This window comes from Dyella flagellata, from assembly GCF_030160275.1.
GTDB lineage: Bacteria > Pseudomonadota > Gammaproteobacteria > Xanthomonadales > Rhodanobacteraceae > Dyella_B > Dyella_B flagellata.
Genome location: NZ_BSOA01000018.1, coordinates 131,698 through 150,376 on the forward strand (window position 1 = coordinate 131,698; position 18,679 = coordinate 150,376).

The window sequence follows — 18,679 nt, forward strand, 5'->3', positions numbered from 1 at the left end:
TCAAATGTCATGCCAAACGGGGTGGGGGCGGCGAACTCCTGACAGGGCTGCTCGGGGGGCTGGAGCTGCTTTGATGATCGCAGCAGTCGTCGTTGGCGAGGTCAATCGCTGAAGGCGGCCCCCTACTACTCGCGGTGGCGTCGGGCCTCGCCGAATTGATCGGTGCGTTGCAGGGCTGTCCGCGGTGCTGGGCGGATCTCGATCCGCCACGGGATGCCCCCATGGCGGCAAGCCTGCCCCCTGGACGCCGGTGCCAGGGCAGAGTCAGAACGATACCGTGGCCCGCATCCAGTAATACCGCCCAACCAGGTCATAGGCATAGGCATCGGAGTTACCGTTGCTACCCCACTGGTAGAACATCGGCGGCTGTTTGTTGGAGAGATTGTCGACGCCTGCCGAAAGCGTGGTGTGGTACTTCGCCAGCGCATAGCTAGCGGATATATCGTGGTAGGCGTATGCCCCGATCGGGTGCACAACGCCATTGATGCTCTCGTCCGCGGAGTAGCCTTGCGAGAGATCGGCGCTGCCCACCCGGGTGCGCCCCACATAACGCACCGTCCAGGTGGCGCTCCATGGCCCTTTGCTCCAATTGAGCGTGGCCAGTCCACGCCAGCGCGGAAACTCGCCATACACGGGGCAGTAATAGCCCGCGCAGTGCGTGATCGGCACGCTGCTGTCACCCGGCGCCGTGTCCACGTCATAACGCTGCATGTAAGTGCTGGCCAGGCTGAGGTTGAACTTGCCGTAGCGCTGGGTATTGAAGGTGTATTGCACGGTGGAATCGATGCCGCTGGCCCAGGTTTCGCCGAGGTTGACGGTGGGCAGGTTGATGTAACTGATCTGGCCATTGCCGGCGCGATGGATCAGGCTGCAGAGCCGGTCGCTGCCATAGCACTCATTCATGATCGTGGTGGGGTCCAGGCCATCCACGATGGTGTCGTTCAGATGGATGCGCCAGGCATCGGCGCTCAACGACAGGCCAGGCAGCCAGTGCGGGTCGTAAACCAGGCCGAAATCGAACGACTTGCCGTATTCCGGCTTCAGGTCGTAGCCCGCCGCGACCGAGCCGGAGCTTCTTCCACCGATTTGCGGATTGCTTTGCTGGAAGCTGCCGTCGGTAGGCACGTTGGCGCAGGCTTGCGGATGGCCGCCGGTGTAGCCGTCGCAGACGTCACTGGCGGCATACGCGCCGCCTGCGGTGCCTGCGAACAGTTCGTTGATGTTTGGGGCGCGGAATACCTGCGATGCCGTACCGCGTAGCAACAGGTCGGCGATGGGCCGCCATTCCAGCGCGATCTTGCTGTTGGTGGTCGTGCCGGACAAGCTGTAGCGGGAGAAGCGCGACCCGATATCGATATTCAATGCATGCGCGAGCGGCAGGTCGGCCAATACCGGCACGAAGATCTCGGCGTAGGCCTCTTTTACGTTATAGCTGCCGCCGAGCTGGCTGGCGCAGAACTCCATCACGCCACAAAGTCCGGCATACGGTCCTTCGTTGATCGCAATGGCGCTGGGTGTGTCGGTACCGTCGGACTGCGATTCGCGCCGATAGGAAAGGCCGGCCGCCAGGTTCACCGCGCCGGCCGGCAAGTCGAACACTTCGCCATTGGCGCCCACTTCGACTTGCTCGATGGTGTAGCGGTAGAAGGAATCCGGATTGACCAGCAGCTTTTTCAAGGCCGCGATGGTGGAAGGATCGTTGACGTTGAAGATGTTGATCGGCGTGCAGTTGGCAATCGGCGCCGACGGCGTACCGCAAGTGACCGTGCCGTTGCCGGCCAGGAACGAGGGGCCGATGGCCTGCTGGAAGGCTGCATAGTCAATGAAGCCCTGGTTGAGGGTTTTCTGCCGGACCTTGCCGTAGTTGAAGTCCACGTTCCATTGCCAGCTGCTGTCGCCGATACTGCCGCGCAGGCCTGGTGTGAATTGCAGGTCATACGTCCGGTTCACGTAGGTCCGGCTGCCCAGGGACGTCAGGCGTGTGTCGAAGTCGTTGTAGCCGTTGCCGGTCGTGCGATCGGTGCCGAAGTTGAGGCCGAACGGGTTGTAATAGTTGCTCGCTGGAATCAGGAAATCATCCGAGTTGGCGAAGATCGGCACGGGCGCAATGATCGAAGACGCCACGGTCCTGGTGTAGAACAGATTGAAATAGGCCTCGATCTGCGGCGTGAGCTTGTAGGAGCCGAACAGGGAGACATTGGTGCGGTCCTGCGGCGTCAGCAGCAGGTTGTAGGGCGCATAATTGAAAGAATCAGCTCCTGTATAGGGATGATAGTCAGCCAGGGTAGTGGCACCGCTGACGCCGCTATTGAGTGTGACGTTGGTGCCGCTGGCATCCTGGATCAAGCCGGTAGACGTAGCGGACGAACCCACTCTCACCACCCGGCCATTGCGTAACGCCAGCGTATAGGCTGAATAGCCGCGGGCACCGGAGGCAATCGGGTTCTGGGTCTGGTGGGTGATCGAGGCGACGAATTTTCCGCGCTCGCCGGACAGGCCAGCCAGCAAGTTGAAGCTGCGGCGATTGCCGTCGCTGTGCGAGCTTTCCCCATAGTCGGCGCTCAGCTGTACGCCCTGGTAATGATCCTTCAGGATGAAATTCACCACGCCGCCGATGGCATCGGAGCCATAGATCGATGAAGCGCCATCGGTAAGCACCTCGACGCGATCGATCATGTTGGAGGGAATGCTGTTCACGTCGTTGTAGGCCACGCGATGGCCGTTCACCAGTACTAGCGTGCGGTTGTCTCCGAGGCCACGGAGTGAAACCGTCGATGCGCCGGTGCCGCCGCCACTATTGATACTGGGATTGGTGGCGTTGCCGGCGACGGACGGCATCGCTTGCATCAAATCGCCCAGCGTAGGCTTGCCGCTCGCGGCGATCTGTCCGGCATCGATGGTGGTGACGGGATTGGCTGTTTCCACGTCAACGCGCCGGATCAGCGAGCCGGTCACCGTCACGGCTTGCAGGGTCTTGGCCTTGCTGGCGGAAGCATCATTGCCTGGCGTTTGGGAAGACGTGCCGGTGTCTTGCGCGTGCAACGTGCCGATCCCCAGCAAGCCTATTGCCAGCGTGGCGCGAACAGCGAGTGCAATCAACGAGGGGCGCCGATGCAGCGGATGAGTGCCAGGATAAAGTGTGGTGTGGGGCATGGTTTTTTTCTCACTGGAACGGGTGGTGGCGACAGTGATGACGCTGGAAAGGCGCAGCAGCGGGCATGCACCGGCAAGCGGCGCAGACAGACGACCACGCTGGAAGGGCTCCCAGCCTGTTTGCTGCCGCTATGCTGGCAACAGGTGCAACGTTTTCTGCCGACACGTTCCTGCCGGCTTGGCGCAGGCGCCAATTCATTCCTCCCGACGAACGCTCGCTGTGGCGGGACGTTCCTCGTGTGCTTTCATCCTTGCGGTGATGTCGGATGCGCTATGTTTTCAATCGCTGCCAGGGGGCAGGTCGCTATCGTTCTGCCAATACACCGCATAGCGCTCGCCGTAGATCTCGTTCAATGGAGCGACAGCCAGCGTGCCTTGGCGCGTAGTGGCTTCAAAGCGCAGTTCGCCAGCAGAGACGATGCGCATCCAATCGGTATTGCCTGGGGTTGTCATCGCCAGGCGCGGGGAGGGCTGTGCAGGAGGTTCCGGTTCCGGGCCGGTACCGTAGCCGCCGTACTGCATGGCGTGCGTCAGACCCTGGTTGCCAAGCCGCGCAGCCAGTACCAGCGGTCCATACAGCATGGCCACTTGGCTGTCGTCGCCCGGCAGTGGCAGGGTGTGCAGTTGCATGGGTAGATCGAGTTCGATTCGGTCACCATCGCGCCATTCCCGTTGCACGCTCAAATAACTGCCAGGCGACGCGAACATCTCTTGCATCTGGCCATTGATATGCAGCTTGGCGCTGGCGTTGACCCAGGAAGGTATGCGCAAGTGCAGCGCAAAGCGCTTTGGCTGCGCCAGCTTGAGCGTCATGCGCGTGCGTGGTTCGCGCGGGAAACGCGTTTCCTGGCGTACCGTCACGCGTTGCTGCGTCCAGTTCAGTTCAGAGGGAATGAACAGATTGACGTAGAGATCTTCGCCATCGTGGAAATAGATGTTGTCGTTGAAGCGGGCGAATTCTTCCGCGCCGGTGCCGGTGCAGCACCAGAAGGAATCAGTGGGCGAGTTGTAGAACTTGGCCGCGCCCGGGCGCAGCGGGTAGTAGTAAAGCTTCATCCCGTCCGCATCCTGGGTACCCAGGCGGGCGTTGTAGAGCGTGCGCTCGTAGTAGTCGAACGCGCGCGGATCGCCGCTCCAGGTATAGACGTGACGTGTGAGCTTCAACAGGTTGTAGGCTACGCAAGACTCGGCGCTGTACAAGCCAAGTTGCCCTTGCAGGTCGCCGGGGCCGGTCTTCCAGAATTCGTCGTTGCTGGAGCCGCCGGTCGCATAGCTGCGATGCTGCGTGACAGTTTCCCAGAAGAATTCGGCAATGCGCCGGTAGCGGGGTTCGCCGGTCAACTCGTAGCGTCGCGCGGCGCCAATGATCTTGGGAATCTGGGTGTTGGCGTGCAGGCCCTGCAACTCGTCGCGATAGGATGCCAGTGGATCGAACAGCGCAGCCTGGTCGAAACGATGCGCAGCATCGCGATAACGCTCATTGCCGGTGATTGCATACAGCTCATACAGCGAATCGTTGATGCCGCCGTATTCGGTCTTGAGCATGTGTGCCATGTCGGCGTCGGAAAAGCCGTTGAGCCAGCGCACGACCCAATTGCCGATGCCGGTGGCCACTTGCAGCGCCTGCTGGTTGCCGGCAAGGCGGTACATGTCAAGCATGCCTGCATGGATCTTGTGGATGGTATAGAACGGTGCCCATACCTTCTGGCCGCTGCTTAGCCGATCAAAGAAGCTTGCGGGGAAAGCGCTGAGATAGCCATCTGGACGTTGGCACGCGGCGAGCGCCGCTACCAGCTCGTCACCGCGTGTTCTGAGTGCCTCGTCTCCCTCGCTGGCGTAGGCTAGTGCGCAAGCGGAGAGGTAGTGGCCGCCGCTGAAGTGGCCGCGCAATTCGCACTCAGGCTTTTCCCAGCCGCCCAGGGGCGTTGCGTGGGAAGTCCGGCCAGCTTGTAGTCGGAAGTTGTGCGCCAGCCGGTCGATGGGCAGGCTTTGCAGATAGCGCCGGTTGGTGGCTGCGGCACGGGTAAAATCGCTTTCCAGCAAGCGCACCTGATTCAGCGCAAATGGCTGCACGCAGCGCACCGGTTGTTCGGCTATGGCCTGCTTGGCTGCCGCGCCATTGGCGAGCGGCTCCGCCAGGTCGAATGCGCTTGCGCGAGGCGTCACTACCGTCGCGATAAGGGTCGCTGCCGCGCCCTTCAGAAACCGCCTGCGTTGATCTGCCCCGTGCTGCATGCCACTCCCCAGAACGCTGGTGATGGACAATCACGAATAGGTCATACAAGTAATATAAATAGCGGACGGTTTCATCGTGCCGCAAGGGTCGATCGGGCGTCTTGTGCCAATTGCTGCATATCAATGCGGAATTTTGCACAAATGTGTGGCATCGCAGCTGATCAGCCGGACGAGGTACCGCCGGTGGCGATATTGCGCGCAGGCTCCGGGGTGCCTGCCGCTGCATTCAAGCGGCTGTGATGGCGCCCATACGCGAAATACACCACTAGGCCCAGCACCAGCCACAAGCCGAAACGCCAGTATGTGATGCTGGGCAACCCCCAGATCAGCCAGCAGGAGAAGCCCACGCCGATCAAGGGCACCAACGGTACCAGCGGCGTGCGGAACGGACGCTCCAGTTGCGGTTGGCGCCAGCGCAGCACTGCCACGGCGCTGCAGATTACGATGAATGCGCCAAGCACTCCGATGTTCACCAGCTTGGCAAGCTCGTTCAGCGGAAACAGCCCGGAAGCGATTGCCGTGACCGCGCCAAGCAGCAGGGTTGTTCGATGCGGCGTATGCCAGCGTGGATGCACTTTGGCGTACCAGCCCGGCAGCAGGCCATCTCGCGAAAGCGCAAACCAGATGCGTGCGCCGGCGAGCAGGTTGGCGAAGATCACGCTGGTGATGCCGCAGACCGACGCCAGTGAAATCGCCACCATCACTTGCGGTAGCCCGATTGCCTTGAAGGCGCTGGCAACCGGCGCGGGAGTATCCAGCGTGCTGTAGGGCACAATGCCGGTGAGCACCAGGCAGATGGCGAAATAAAGCGCCATGGCGATGCTAAGCGATAACAAGACCGCACGGGGCAGATCGCGTTGCGGGTGGCGGGATTCTTCCGCTGCGGTAGTGAGCTGGTCATAGCCGAACACGGCGAAGAACACCACCGCCGCACCGGTGACCACGCCGTGCATGCCGAACGGCATGAACGGATGCCATCGTTCCGGTTTTACATAGGCGACGCCGGCTATCACGATAGCCACGGCAGCGGCAATCTTGATGGCTACGATCGTGGTGTTGAAGCGTGCGCCCCATTGCATGCGCATGGCCAGCAGCAAGGTAATGGCGATCGACACTACGACGGCGGGTAGGTTGAACAGGCGCCCCGGCGCGCTGCCGTAGGCTCCTTGAGCCCACACTGGTAGGGAAAGTCCCGCCGCATCCAGCAAGGCCTGCACGTAGCCGGACCAACCCACTGCCACCACCGCGGCGATCAATGCATATTCGAGCAGCAGGTCCCAGCCGATGATCCAGCCGGCGAATTCGCCCAGCACGGCGTAGCCGTAGGTGTACGCGCTGCCGGAAACCGGAATCAGCCCGGAGAACTCCGCGTAACACAGTGCGGCTGCGCCGCTGGCGATGCCGGCCAACAGGAACGACAGCAGTACCGCGGGCCCTGCTTGCGTGGCGGCTACTGTGCCGGTGAGCACGAAAATGCCCACGCCTATGATGCCGCCCAGGCCGATGGCGGTGAGCTGCCACAGGCCTAGCACGCGCCGCAATCCACTGGAATTGCCGGCTTCTTGTTGCATGACGCTGAGCGGCTTGCGCCGCATCATGTCGGTCAACCAAGTCATCTGCTGCCCTCCCTCGGTAAGCCATCCTTGGGTCGTTATCCCAATGTTTAAGCTGCTCTACGGCGATGCGTAAGGTGACTTTCCGCCGTCGGCGATGAACCGGTCGATCTGTTGGTGCAACACCGGTAGTGGTACCGATCCGGTGGCGAGCAAGGCGTCATGGAATGCGCGCAGGTCGAATTTCCCGGCCAGCGCTTTTTCCGCCCGCGCACGGTCCTCGCGTATCGCCATCTCCCCGATGTAGTACGACAAGGCTTGCCCGGGCCAGGCGATGTAGCGATCCACCTCGGTCTCGATCTCGTGATCGGACAGCGCGGTGTTCTGGCGCAGGTAATCCTGCGCTTGCGCGCGTGTCCAATGCAGGTGATGCAGGCCGGTATCCACCACCAGTCGTGCCGCGCGCCACGCCTGGTAGCTCAGGTAGCCGAACTGCTCGTAGGGTGTCCGGTAGATGCCCATCTCCTGACCCAGGTATTCGCTGTACAACGCCCAGCCTTCGCCGTAGGCAGAGATATAGCCGTAGCGGCGGAAATCGGGCAGTCCCTGCAATTCTTCCGCCAGGGGCATCTGCAGCGCGTGCCCGGGCGAAGACTCGTGCAGGGTCAGCGCCGGCAGCGAATAGAGCGGGCGTGAAGGCAGGTCATAGGTGTTGACCAGGTAGATGCCCGGCCCGCCACGGCCGCCGGTGTAGAACGGCGCCAGATCCGGAGGCACCGGCTTGATGGCGAAGCGCCGGCGCGGCAGGTGTCCGATGTAGTCGCCTACCTCGCCGTCGACTTCCTTGGCGATCCAGGCTGCGTCCTTCAGCAGCTCGTCCGGCGTCCTGGCGTAGAAGCGCGGGTCGGTGCGCAGGAAATGCAGGAAATCGGCGAAGCTGCCTTTGAAGCCGGTTTGCTTGAGGATGTCCAGCATCTGCAAGTGGATGCTGGACATCTCTTTCAAACCCATGGCGTGAATCGCATCGGGACTCATGTCCAGCGTGGTGTACTGGCGTATTTGCGCCTTATAGAAAGCTTTGCCGTCGGGCAGGTCTTCGGCGGCAATGGTGGTGCGCGCGTGGGGCTGGTATTGCTCGCGCATGAAGCGCAGCAGCTTGCCGTAAGCGGGAACCACCGCATCATGGATCGCTGCCAGCGCTTGCAACCGCAAGGCTTGCTGCTGCGAGGCGGACAAGCTTGCCGGCATGTGCTTGAACGGCGTGTAGAACAGGTTCTGCTCGCCTTGCGCATCCGCCACGGCAGCGATGGACTGGTCGCGCCCATGCAGAATCACCCGCGGCTGGCTGAAGCCACGCGCCAGTCCCAGGCGCATGTTGGCGATCTGTTCGTCGAAGTAGCGGGGGATGTCGCGCAGTTTGCCGAGGTAGTCCTGGTAGTCCTGCAGGCGGGCAAAGTGGCCGCGCGCGGCAAAACCCAGGTCGCTCCAGAAAGCGGTGTCGCTGTTGAACGGCATCTGCCAGGTCTTGAGCTTCTCGTCGGTCCATAGCACCTGGACCTGCTGCCGGTAGACCTCGTAGTTGACCTGGTCGGCGGCACTGAGTTGCGTCGTCTGAATCGCCTTCAGCTGCGTCAGCACGTCGGTCCAATAGCGTTCGCGCATCGCCTGCGTGGCCGCGTCTACTTTCGGCAGGTGATCGGCCGCCTGGCCGTTGTTGTCTTCGTCGTCGGCGCCGGCAAATTGCTGCTGGCGCCAATGCCATTCACGAGTGTACAGATCGCGAAAAGCCTGCGTGGGATTGGTCTGCGCACAGGTCGTCGAAACGTTGAGCAGGGTCAACAGCAAACAACCCATGAGCAAGCGCGGTGAGGTCATCGACAGGCTCCGTTCAAGGGGCGGCCGCCATGCCGGTCTTCTTCGCCGTAGCAATCCATGCATCGGTGCGCGCATCCAGCAAGTCCAGCGGCATTGCGCCGCCGCCAAGCATCTCGTCGTGGAAGGCGCGCAGGTCGAACTTCGCGCCGAGCTCCCGTTGCGCGCGTGCACGCAACGCGAGGAACTTCAGCTGTCCTAGCTTGTAGCCAAGCGCCTGCGCTGGCCATGCGACATAGCGATCGACTTCGGCCTGGATGCTCGCTTCGTCCTCCGCTGGATGCGCGCGGAAAAAAGCAAGCATTTGTTGGCGGTTCCAATGCAGATAGTGCACACCCGTGTCGAGCACCAGCCGGTCGGCGCGCAGCAACTCCTCGACCAGGTGTCCGTAGCGGCTGTAGGGATCTCTATAAAAGCCCATTTCCCCCGCCAGGCGCTCGGCATACAGCGCCCAACCTTCCACATAAGCGTTGTATTGCGCTTGCTGACGGAACGGAGGCAAAGGCAAAGTTTGCGCAATCGCTATCTGCAGATGATGCCCCGGTATCCCTTCGTGATACGCGGTGTCTTCGATGGTATACAGCGCACGCTTGGCGTAGTCGCCGGTATCGACCACCACTTGGCCGGGCCTAGAGCCGTCCGGTGTGCCTTGGCGATATTCGGCAAACGGTGCATTTTGTTCGCGATAGGCTTCGGTCGGCACGACCTCCAGCTTGCTGGCAGGCAGGCGGCCGAACAGCTTGGGTAGTTCCGGCTGCATGCCGGCGATGTAGCCGCGATAGCGATCAAGGATCTGCTCGCGCGAAGTGGCATACAGCTTGGGATTTTTCGCAACCGCGGCACGCAGGCTGGCCAGGTCCTGATAGCCCAGGCTGCGGGCGATTTTCAGCATCTGCCCTTCGATGCGCGCCACCTCGTCCAGCCCGATCTGATGAATCTGCGCCGGACTCAAGTCAGTGGTGGTCTGCGCATGGATCGCAAAGCGATAGCGTTCATCGCCATCGGGCAGCGCCCAGATACCTTCCTGGGTGCGTCCGTGCGGCGCGTAGTCATTGGCCACGAATCGGGCCAGCTTGCGATAGGCCGGGCGAACTTCCTGGTCCACCGCATCAAGGATGGCTTTGCGCAGACGTTGCTGCTCGGCGGCCGGCATGCTGGTGGGAAAATGGGCTGCCGGCTGGCCGAATACATTGGCAATGCCGGCCGGCGCAGCAATCTCGTCCGCCTGCGTGGCGACTTTCTCCAGCAGGTACTTCGGTTGCACCAGCTTGTCGGCGAGGCCTAGCCGTGATGCGGCGATCAGCTGGTCGATCGCGTTGGGTAGGGCGTGCAGGCGCTTGAGGTAACCCTGATAGTGCTGCGTGCTGTCGAATGGAACGGCAGAGACGAACTCGGCCAGCTGCAAATGCACGCCATTGATTTGATCCAGCGGCATTTCGTAGTTCTTCAGCCGGATCGATGTCAGTTCGTCCTGCAACTGGCGGATCATCATCTTCTGGCTGAGTTGTTCCTGTTCGCTCAGACCGCTGAGGCCTAGTTGCTGGAAGCGATCGAGGAAATCTTGCAAGACGGTGCGCTGGGCCGCGGCGTGTGCTGGCGAGTAATCCGTCCAGCGATCGTTGTAGCGATAGTCGCCGATGGTGGTGGCGGTTTCCGGCGCTTCCTTGAGCTGGTACTCCCACTCCGCGGCCAGCAGCTGCTGTAAAGCTTTGCTGTTGGCAGACGGTGGCGCTGGCGTCGCCCTGGCTGGCAGTGCAACCAGGCTGAAGGTGACAAGGCCGCACAGGGTTATTGCCCGTGCGACCGTTTGCACAAGTTTGCGGAACCTGGGGCGAACCTTCTCGCTACCCCAACACGGGGATACATACATGCATGGCAACGTCGAGATTCGCATTTGTTCGCCTGCAGTTATGCGGTGATGTCGCCGTCGGTCCAGTGACCGTCGACCCGTCTTTGCACACCGCCCGGATTACGGTTGCGCAATTCTGGCGGCAGCAGGCCTTCAGGCACGTTGTCGTAACTGTGCAGGGCGGTGAAGCGACGAATCGCCGCCGGCATGCCTACCGCAGTGAACCCGCCATGGCTAGTGCTGGGATAGGGGCCGCCATGGTTCATCGCCGCGCTTACTGCCACGCCGGTCGGCATCTTGTTGGCGATCAGGCGGCCAACTTTGTTGCGCAATACGCGTGCGGTGGCGTGCCAGGCATCATCATCGCTGTTGTCTGAAGCGCGGTAGATGGTGCCGGTGAGATTGCCTTCGAAAGCGGCGGCGATGTGCGGCATCGCTGCTGTATCCGCAGCACGCACGATCAGGCTGGCGGGACCGAATGCTTCGGCTTGCAGGGCTTGTGCGTGAGCAATGAAGTGCTCGCCGTCCACCTCCAGCAAGGTGGGTTGGAAGCGATACGCGTCGCCGGCATTACCGCCGGTAAGCAATTGCGCGCCGGCATGCAGCAGCTCATGCACGGCCTGTGCGAGGCCCTGCTGCACTCCGCGGGAGAACAGCACCTTGGGCTCGGCTTCGGCGAACAGCTTGAGGGCAGCTGCGACGAAGGCATCACCAGGCTCGCCCCTGGGCACGATCAGCACGCCGGGATTGGTGCAGAACTGGCCACTGCCCATGGTGCAGGAGGCGAAGAATTCCTGCGCCAGCGCCTCGCCACGTTCGGCCAGCGCACCCGGCAGCAAGAACACCGGATTGATGCTGGAAAGCTCGGCATACATCGGCACGCCGGCCTTGTCAGCGGCGGCCTTCAGCGCCAGGCCGCCCCAGCGGCTGCCGGTAAAGCCGATGGCGCCCAGTCGCGCATCGCCGGCCAAGGCGATGCCAAGCTGGCTATCGAAGCGATACAGCATCTGCACGGCTGCCGCTGGCAGTCCTGCCTGCAGCAAGGCCTCATGCGCAAGCTGCGCCAGCCGCTTGCTGGTGGACGGATGCGAGGGGTGCCCCTTGGCGATCACCGGATTGCGTGCCGCCACGGCCGAGGCGAAATCGCTACCGGCAATGCCGTTGAAGGCGAATGGGAAATTGTTTGGCCCATACACCAGTACCGGCTTGTTGAGCGAGGCGCGATGCGCACGCAAGCCGCCTTGTGTATCGATCACCGGATCGGTCCAGGAATACTCGCGCACCGCCTTGGCGGCCAGACGCAGCTGATTGCTGGTGCGAGGCAGTTCCACCGAGCGCAGGCGTGGTTCGACCGGCAACGCGGTCTCCTCATGCGCCAGCGTTACCAGGCAATCGGCATCGGCATCGATCGCGGCGGCATAGCCTTCCAGGAAGTCTGCGATACGCGCGGGCGGCGCGGCATTCAACTCGTCGGCTACGCCGATTGCCGCCTGCATTGCCGCTTCGATATCGGCCGGGCCGCTGACCGGAAAGGCGGGGCCGATCGCTTCGGCGCGGCTGGGGTCTTCGGCGCGGAAACTGCCTTGCGCATCCAGCGGTGCGCGCCATTGGCCGCCGATCAGTACGGGTTCCAGCGCGCTCATGTCAGAGGCTCGGCTGGTTGGCGATGGCATGGTCGATCACCTTCAGGGCGTATTCGCGCTCAGCGCCGGTCACCGGCAGGCGCGGCGCGCGTACGCGTTCGCTGCCCATGCCGGTTTTCTCCTGCACCAGCTTGATCAGCTGCACGAAGGTAGGCACGGTGTCCAGGCGCAACAATGGCAGAAACCACTTGTACAGCGATTCGGCCGCTTTGGGGCCACCCTCGCGCGCCAGCTCGAACAGCCGCACCGATTCCTTCGGATAGGCATTGACCAGGCCCGCGATCCAGCCGTTTGCGCCCATCGCGACACCTTCCACCAGCGCATCGTCCATGCCCACCAGCAATTGCAGGCGCTCGCCCAGCAACGCGCGAATACCGGCAAAGCGACGCACATCGGCGGAAGATTCCTTCACCGCCTGCAGGTTGGGGAATTCGGCGGCGAGTTCGGCAATTTGCGCCGGCGCGAAATCCGTTTTGTAGGCAACCGGGTTGTTGTACAGCATGCACGGCAGATCGGTGGCAGCGATCACCGCGCGCACGTGCGCGCCCATTTCGCGCCAATCGGTGGAATACACGTAGGGCGGCAATACCATCAGGCCGCCGCAGCCGATGGCTTTGGCCTCCTTGGCAAGCTTGACGGCTTCGCGCGTGGAGAGTGCGGCGATGCCTGGAATCACCGGTGCGCGCCCTTCCACCGCCTGCACCAGGGTGCGCAGGATGTCGAGCTTTTCCTCGAAGCTCAACGTAGCCGCTTCTCCCAGCGAGCCCAGGGGCACGATGCCACGGCAGCCCGCGTCGATCAGCTGCTTGGCATGCTTGGCCAGGAAGGCGTGGTCGACCTGGTCGTCGGCGGTGAATGGCGTGGTGATGGCGGGCAGCACACCGTGCCACATGGAAGTCGTGTTGCTCATCAGAAGAGTCCTTCGGTATCGGAGGGAGAGGGGACGTCGCCCAGCGTGGAAAGCCGGGCTGGAAACAGGGGTGGGCGTTGCCCACTGCGTGGAAAGCGGCCAAGTTCCGCCAGGGCCGTACCGCAAATGCGCCCCTGGCAGGCGCCCATGCCGCAGCGGGTGGCAAGCTTGGCGCTGCGCGCATCGTCGAAGCCCTGCAGCGCCTGCAGGGGTACGTCTTCGCAGCGGCAGATCAAGGTGTCGGGATCGGCCAGCGCATGGATGCCCGGATCGAGCTTGAAGTGTTCGCGCAGCGCCGCCGCGAAATTACGCACATGCCGCCGTTGCCACAGCAGCGGGGCTTCGATGCCGGCTCCGGTCGCGGCGAGTCCGGCAATGCGGCCTTCCAGCCACGCACAATCGCGTCCGCCAATGCCGCAGAGTTCACCGGCGGCGTAGACGTTGGCGATGCTGGTGCGCTGCGAATCGTCCACGCTTACATAGGGATGCGCAGCTTCCTGTTTCATCGCGCAACCGAGCATCTGCGCAAGTTCGACATTCGGCACCAGGCCATAACCCACGGCGAGCTGCTCGCATTCGATGCGCTCAATCCCGTGTGGGCCTTCCACTTCGATCAGCTGCAACGCGTCGCTGCCGACCGCGCGTGCCACGATGCTGCCGTAGCGATATGCAATACCCGCCAATTGGCAACGCAGTGCTGCTGCCTGCAAGGCTTTGCCGGGCCAACGCCACAGCTTGCGGGCAAAACCATGCACAGCGGCTTTGCTCGCCTGTTCGTAAATACCCAGTACATGAGCGCCGTGCCGTTTCGCCGTGGCTGCGGCAGCCAGCAACAACGGACCGCTGCCGGCAATCACCACACGGCGTCCGCCAAGTGGCCAGCCTTGCTTGGCCAGTGCCTGCAATCCACCTGCGCCGGTTACGCCGGGCAAGGTCCAGCCCGGGAATGGCAAGAGCAATTCGCGCGCGCCAGTGGCGAGGATCAGCGCACTATACGTAATGCTCAATGCCTGCCGTTCGTTCTGCAATAACAATGCGTTTGGCTCGGCGGCAATCACTTGCGTCTGCGGCATCCACATCGCATTCGGATGATTAAGCAGATGGGCAAGCATGTGCTCGGCGCGATGCGGCCAGCCGTACTTGGCATCCTTGCGCCAAACCTGGCCGCCAGCCGTGGCTTGGGCATCGAGCCACGCAACACGTGCGCCACGCGCGAGCGCGGCTTCCGCCGCGGCCATTCCTGCAGGCCCCGCACCGACGATCACGATATCGTAGTGCTCACTCATCGGTCATCACCTGCATGCCTTCGCGCACCGGCACCATGCACGCGCGTTGCTGCGCTATTCCATCTATGCGCACACGGCACTCGAAACAGACGCCCATGCCGCAAAATGCCGCACGCGCCTGCCCGCGCGGGGAGCGGCGGAATGGCCATTGCAATCGCGCAATGGCTGCCGCCACGCTGATACCGGCCGGTACATCGAGCGCTTGCCCGTTGATAGCGATGCGCACCTGATTCATGCCCACGTAGCCACCCGCGCGGGATCGTAGGGGCGCGCATTGATCGCCGTCGTGCGGCCGAGCCACTGATCGATAACCAGGCGTGCACTGCCTAGCGAGGTGGTGATGCCCAGACCTTCATGGCCGGCGGCCACCCATACATTCGGGCGTTCCGGGACACGGCCGAGGTAAGGCAGGCCGTCCACGCTGACTGGACGGAAACCGGTCCAGATACGCAGTGCATTGAGTTGGCGCAAGGCAGGCAGATAACGAAAGCTCCGTTCCAGCATGCGTCGGACCATGGACATAGACACTTCCGAAGTATCGCTGCCGTATTCGCGCGATGAGCCGATCAGGATCTGCCCGGTGGGCCGCGGCTGCACGTTGAAGGCGACGCTGCTGTCCGCATCGCCATGTGCGCTGTCCGCGTAGCCCAATTCCAGCAATTGATGGTGGATGACACCGGGATAGCGATCGGTGATCACCAGATGGCCTTTGCGCGAGCGCATCGGCAATTGCGGCAAAAGCTGGGGCAGGGCACAACCGGTGGCGACCAGCACGGAACCGGCCAGGCCCGTCCGATCTTCAAGTTGCACGCCGTGCGAGGTGATGGCGGTGGCGCGCTGTGGATAAAGCGCGGCGCCACGTGCGCATGCGCGATTGAGCAGGTGACGCGCCATGCCGGGCGGATATACCACCGCTTCGCGGGGCACGCGCATACCTCCCGTCAGGCCACGTTGCAGGGCAGGTTCAAGCCGATAAAGCTGATCGCTGTCGATGCGTTCGGCCTGTACGCCCACCGCGGCAAGACGGGCGATTTTTGCTGGAATGTGTGCATATTCTGCTTCGTTGCTGGCTACCCACAAGGTGCCGCAACGGCTGTACTCGATCTGCTCGATGCCGGTGAAGTCTTCCCACAGAGCAAGCGAATAGTTGGCCAGCGCAAGTTCGGCCGGATCGTCGTCCATCGCCACCAGATGCCCCATCGCCGCGGCGGTGGCGCCACCGCCGATCGGGCCTGGTTCGATGATCGCTACGCGCAGCCCTTCCCGGCTGGCGTAGTCCGCACAGGCCGTGCCGATGATGCCTGCCCCGACGATGATCAGGTCGTAACTCTTCACGCCGAGCCAATGCCCCATGCCAGCGGATCGTTCTCGTCGTCGATCAACAACTGGCCTTGTGCAGTGATGTGTGCGCTGCCGGTAATACGGGGCAACACGCCGCGTGTACCGGGCGTGTACTGCGCATCGAACACGCTGTCTAGAATGCCTGCCTGCCGCCACACCTGGCCAGGCGCCAGCTTGCCGTCGGCGGCCAGGCAGGCCACCTTGGCGCTGGTGCCGGTGCCGCAAGGCGAGCGGTCATAAGCAAGTCCGGGGCACAGCACGAAGTTGCGCGCGTCGGCGTCAGCTTGCAGTGCTGGTCCGTTGAGCTCGATGTGGTCGATCTCGCCATCGGCGCCGCGAATATCGGCGGCCTCCAGTGCAAGGCCAATCGCTTCGGTGTACAGCGTCAAGGCGCGCTGGTTGGCGAGCGTGAGCGGGAGGGGGCTATCGTTGCTGATGAAGAACCAGTTACCGCCCCAGGCGACGTCGCCTTTCACCTTGCCGTAGCCCGGCACATCCAGCTCGATGTCTTTGGCGTGGCGGTAGCTTTCCACGTTGTCGATTGATACGCGTCCATCCGCATGCAACTCGATGCCCACCATGCCGACTGGCGTTTCCAGTTGGTGCCGGCCGGGAGCGATGCGTCCGAGATGGTGCAGGGTGCGGATCAGCCCGATGGTGCCGTGGCCGCACATCCCCAGGTAACCCACGTTGTTGAAGTAGATCACCCCGGCGCAAGCCGACGGATCGCTGGGCGGCAACAGCAGCGCGCCCACCATGGTGTCCGAGCCGCGCGGTTCGCAGGCAATCGCCTGGCGCCAGCGGTCGTAGCGGCTGCGGAACAAGTCGCGGCGCTCGGCCAGCGAGCCGGGCCCAAGGTCCGGAAAACCCGCGAGCACCACCCGGGTGGGCTCCCCGCCGGTATGCGAGTCGATGAAGTCGATGGTATGCATGGCGGCATCTTCGTCCTTGTGCGTCACGACCGTCTAGATGCGGCTTGCTGAGTACTGATGCGGAATTTCGCACAATGAAAGGCTATGCAAGGGTTCGAAAACCACCGTTAGAATGGCGCCCACATTGGCCTGAATCGACCATTGCGGCGCAGGGCAGCCATATCAGCGAAGCTCGTATTTGCGCATATCGATGATGGTCGCCGGGGGCGAAGGCTTGCAGACTTGCGCGGGAAGCCCGGCCGGTTTGGCCTGCCCCGCGCTTGGCGCTCGGCCCGATTTGTGCTTGTCTAGCGGACTCTGCCGCCGGCGTTGAAGGGAAGACGACAGATGCTGTTGCTGCAAACGAATCCATTTCCACGCACCAGCCAGGCGCTTCTCGCACATGGGAGCGGTCCGGCCTTGCCTGGGGATGGCGCCGCGCGCCGACCGGAAGTGACGCAGCGGGTCTATCTGTGCGCGCCGGCTGCGTTCCGCGCCAGACGACTTGGCGGCAGCGGGCAGAGAATTCTGATCGCACGTCCTTGCGACTGGGCGAGGCAGCGACGCATCGCGCAACGGCGGCAGCATGCCGATGCGCCCTTGGGATGGGCGGCACTGCCTGCGTGGCAGGCCAGGTACTCGTTCGACGTACCCACCGCGTTGCCCCTTATCAAGCAATACGTTGAGTCGTATCGCCTGCCCATCATCGGCGGACTGGGGGTCGCGGCAAGTGCGGCAGCGGCGATGATCTGCGTGCATGCGTGGCATGCGCAAATGCGAGCGCAACGTATTGCACAGGTGGCGAAGGTGCCCGCGCCGGCAAGGATGGCGAGTGCGTTTGCGCACCCCGACGCCTTTGCAAGCGTAATCGGTTCGGTTATGAGCGCGAGCGTGCCGCGCAAGCTGGCCGCCGTGCAAAAGCCCGCACCGAAGAGCGCGCTCGGACTGGCCGACGATGGCACCATCATAGTGGTGGCGCAGTCACGTGGCGCGCGCACCGATGGCTTCAACCTGGACATCGCTTCACCCGCTAGCCTGTGGGCCAAGGCTGGAGCACGCTATCGCATCGACCCGGTGTTGATCTATGCGATCGCCCTGGTGGAAACGCGGGGCATACAGCCGGATGGTTCGGTGGCGCCCAGTCCATGGGTGGTGCGCATCAACGGGCACGTGCACAGCGGCTCGCGCGCGGAAACCGAACATGCGATCGAACTGGCGCACCTGTTGGCCGCGCCGGTGCAGGACGTAGGCATCATGCAGGTGTATTACCCGGTGCATCGCGATATCGAAGCCGATCCCATCGCCTTGCTCAACCCGGCACGCAACATCGAGATCGGGACGCGCTTGTTGCGCCAAGCGATGAACCAAAGCAGCGACCCTGTGCTGCGCATCGGCTACTACCACAGCCATGACGCCACGCTGGCACGCGGTTACGGGCAGCAGGTGTTGAGCGTATACAAGGAATTGAAGCTGGCGATGGGCAGATCCCCGTCGCAGGCGGTGGCACTGGCTTCTGCCAAAGCCAATGCGGTGCACATTGCTATGTAGATTGGGGTGCGGCTTCCCCGATATCACTATCCGCACATACATGCCGATGTTGGGGTATGCCCCCTGAGATATCCCCACGTTTTTCCTTTACCTGCATACGTGCCCCAAATGCCGTCATTCCCGCGAAAGCGGGAATCCATTTTCAGGATGCATCAGAGCGAGATGGATTCCCGCTTTCGCGGGAATGACGGCCCGTTTCTTTGGATGTCAGCGGGCTAAAACGCAGCTGCCTGATTTTTACGGGATCCAAGAGCAAAAAACGTGGGGATACCTCAGGGTATGCCCCCCAACCTACAGGCTGACTAGCGCATTCCATAGGCCACGAAATCCTACTGAGCGTGGCGTCTTGTCGTGCGCGTTGGTGGGAGTATGCCTAAT

General features: G+C 62.7%; 12 protein-coding genes. 1 reads left to right on the forward strand and 11 read right to left on the reverse strand.

Annotation, left to right across the window (positions count from 1 at the left end; genetic code table 11):
- Positions 1-264: 264 nt before the first annotated feature.
- The 11 genes from QQJ96_RS10940 to QQJ96_RS10990 form a co-directional block, all read right to left on the reverse strand.
- The gene (locus QQJ96_RS10940; RefSeq protein WP_284332029.1) at positions 265-3,153 is read right to left on the reverse strand and encodes a TonB-dependent receptor; all 2,889 of its coding nucleotides are present in this window, start codon (positions 3,151-3,153) and stop codon (positions 265-267) included.
- A gap of 279 nt (positions 3,154-3,432) precedes the next feature.
- On the reverse strand, positions 3,433-5,388 hold the full coding sequence (locus tag QQJ96_RS10945) for a glycoside hydrolase family 127 protein (RefSeq protein ID WP_284332030.1): 1,956 nt from the start codon (positions 5,386-5,388) through the stop codon (positions 3,433-3,435).
- Between the two features lie 161 nt (positions 5,389-5,549).
- Positions 5,550-7,004 carry an amino acid permease gene (locus QQJ96_RS10950; RefSeq protein ID WP_284332031.1) on the reverse strand — a complete coding sequence of 485 codons (1,455 nt, stop codon included), beginning with the start codon at positions 7,002-7,004 and terminating at the stop codon, positions 5,550-5,552.
- A gap of 57 nt (positions 7,005-7,061) precedes the next feature.
- Positions 7,062-8,795, reverse strand: coding sequence for a DUF885 domain-containing protein (locus QQJ96_RS10955; protein ID WP_425605335.1), 1,734 nt, complete (start codon positions 8,793-8,795; stop codon positions 7,062-7,064).
- Between the two features lie 34 nt (positions 8,796-8,829).
- Positions 8,830-10,683, reverse strand: a complete 1,854-nt coding sequence (locus QQJ96_RS10960; RefSeq protein ID WP_284332033.1) for a DUF885 domain-containing protein — start codon at positions 10,681-10,683, stop codon at positions 8,830-8,832.
- Between the two features lie 38 nt (positions 10,684-10,721).
- Positions 10,722-12,305, reverse strand: coding sequence for an aldehyde dehydrogenase family protein (locus QQJ96_RS10965; RefSeq protein ID WP_284332034.1), 1,584 nt, complete (start codon positions 12,303-12,305; stop codon positions 10,722-10,724).
- A gap of 1 nt (position 12,306) precedes the next feature.
- Complete coding sequence (locus QQJ96_RS10970; protein WP_284332035.1) at positions 12,307-13,215, reverse strand: dihydrodipicolinate synthase family protein; 909 nt, start codon at positions 13,213-13,215, stop codon at positions 12,307-12,309.
- Positions 13,215-14,501 (reverse strand): NAD(P)/FAD-dependent oxidoreductase, encoded by a 1,287-nt coding sequence (locus QQJ96_RS10975; RefSeq protein WP_284332036.1) that lies wholly within the window; start codon positions 14,499-14,501, stop codon positions 13,215-13,217. The genes QQJ96_RS10970 and QQJ96_RS10975 overlap by 1 nt, the downstream gene beginning before the upstream one ends.
- Positions 14,494-14,736, reverse strand: a complete 243-nt coding sequence (locus QQJ96_RS10980) for a (2Fe-2S)-binding protein (protein ID WP_284332037.1) — start codon at positions 14,734-14,736, stop codon at positions 14,494-14,496. Before QQJ96_RS10980 ends, QQJ96_RS10975 begins: the two co-directional genes overlap by 8 nt.
- A complete protein-coding gene (locus QQJ96_RS10985) occupies positions 14,733-15,854 on the reverse strand; it encodes an NAD(P)/FAD-dependent oxidoreductase (RefSeq protein ID WP_284332038.1) in 1,122 nt (373 codons plus the stop codon). Before QQJ96_RS10985 ends, QQJ96_RS10980 begins: the two co-directional genes overlap by 4 nt.
- The gene (locus tag QQJ96_RS10990; RefSeq protein ID WP_284332039.1) at positions 15,833-16,774 is read right to left on the reverse strand and encodes a 4-hydroxyproline epimerase; all 942 of its coding nucleotides are present in this window, start codon (positions 16,772-16,774) and stop codon (positions 15,833-15,835) included. Before QQJ96_RS10990 ends, QQJ96_RS10985 begins: the two co-directional genes overlap by 22 nt.
- 327 nt (positions 16,775-17,101) lie before the next feature.
- Between QQJ96_RS10990 and QQJ96_RS10995 the strand changes: the two genes are divergently transcribed.
- Entirely contained in the window at positions 17,102-18,301 is a 1,200-nt protein-coding gene (locus QQJ96_RS10995) for a transglycosylase SLT domain-containing protein (RefSeq protein ID WP_284332040.1), read from the forward strand.
- Positions 18,302-18,679 lie beyond the last annotated feature (378 nt).

Excerpts from the sequence above, each read along its gene's own strand:
- QQJ96_RS10940 (WP_284332029.1), bottom strand. The coding sequence starts at position 3,153 with ATGCCCCACACCACACTTTATCCTGGCACTCATCCGCTGCATCGGCGC.
- QQJ96_RS10945 (WP_284332030.1), bottom strand. The coding sequence starts at position 5,388 with ATGCAGCACGGGGCAGATCAACGCAGGCGGTTTCTGAAGGGCGCGGCA.
- QQJ96_RS10950 (WP_284332031.1), bottom strand. The coding sequence starts at position 7,004 with ATGACTTGGTTGACCGACATGATGCGGCGCAAGCCGCTCAGCGTCATG.
- QQJ96_RS10955 (WP_425605335.1), bottom strand. The coding sequence starts at position 8,795 with ATGGGTTGTTTGCTGTTGACCCTGCTCAACGTTTCGACGACCTGTGCG.
- QQJ96_RS10960 (WP_284332033.1), bottom strand. The coding sequence starts at position 10,683 with ATGTATGTATCCCCGTGTTGGGGTAGCGAGAAGGTTCGCCCCAGGTTC.
- QQJ96_RS10965 (WP_284332034.1), bottom strand. The coding sequence starts at position 12,305 with ATGAGCGCGCTGGAACCCGTACTGATCGGCGGCCAATGGCGCGCACCG.
- QQJ96_RS10970 (WP_284332035.1), bottom strand. The coding sequence starts at position 13,215 with ATGAGCAACACGACTTCCATGTGGCACGGTGTGCTGCCCGCCATCACC.
- QQJ96_RS10975 (WP_284332036.1), bottom strand. The coding sequence starts at position 14,501 with ATGAGTGAGCACTACGATATCGTGATCGTCGGTGCGGGGCCTGCAGGA.
- QQJ96_RS10980 (WP_284332037.1), bottom strand. The coding sequence starts at position 14,736 with ATGAATCAGGTGCGCATCGCTATCAACGGGCAAGCGCTCGATGTACCG.
- QQJ96_RS10985 (WP_284332038.1), bottom strand. The coding sequence starts at position 15,854 with ATGGGGCATTGGCTCGGCGTGAAGAGTTACGACCTGATCATCGTCGGG.
- QQJ96_RS10990 (WP_284332039.1), bottom strand. The coding sequence starts at position 16,774 with ATGCATACCATCGACTTCATCGACTCGCATACCGGCGGGGAGCCCACC.
- QQJ96_RS10995 (WP_284332040.1), top strand. The coding sequence starts at position 17,102 with ATGCTGTTGCTGCAAACGAATCCATTTCCACGCACCAGCCAGGCGCTT.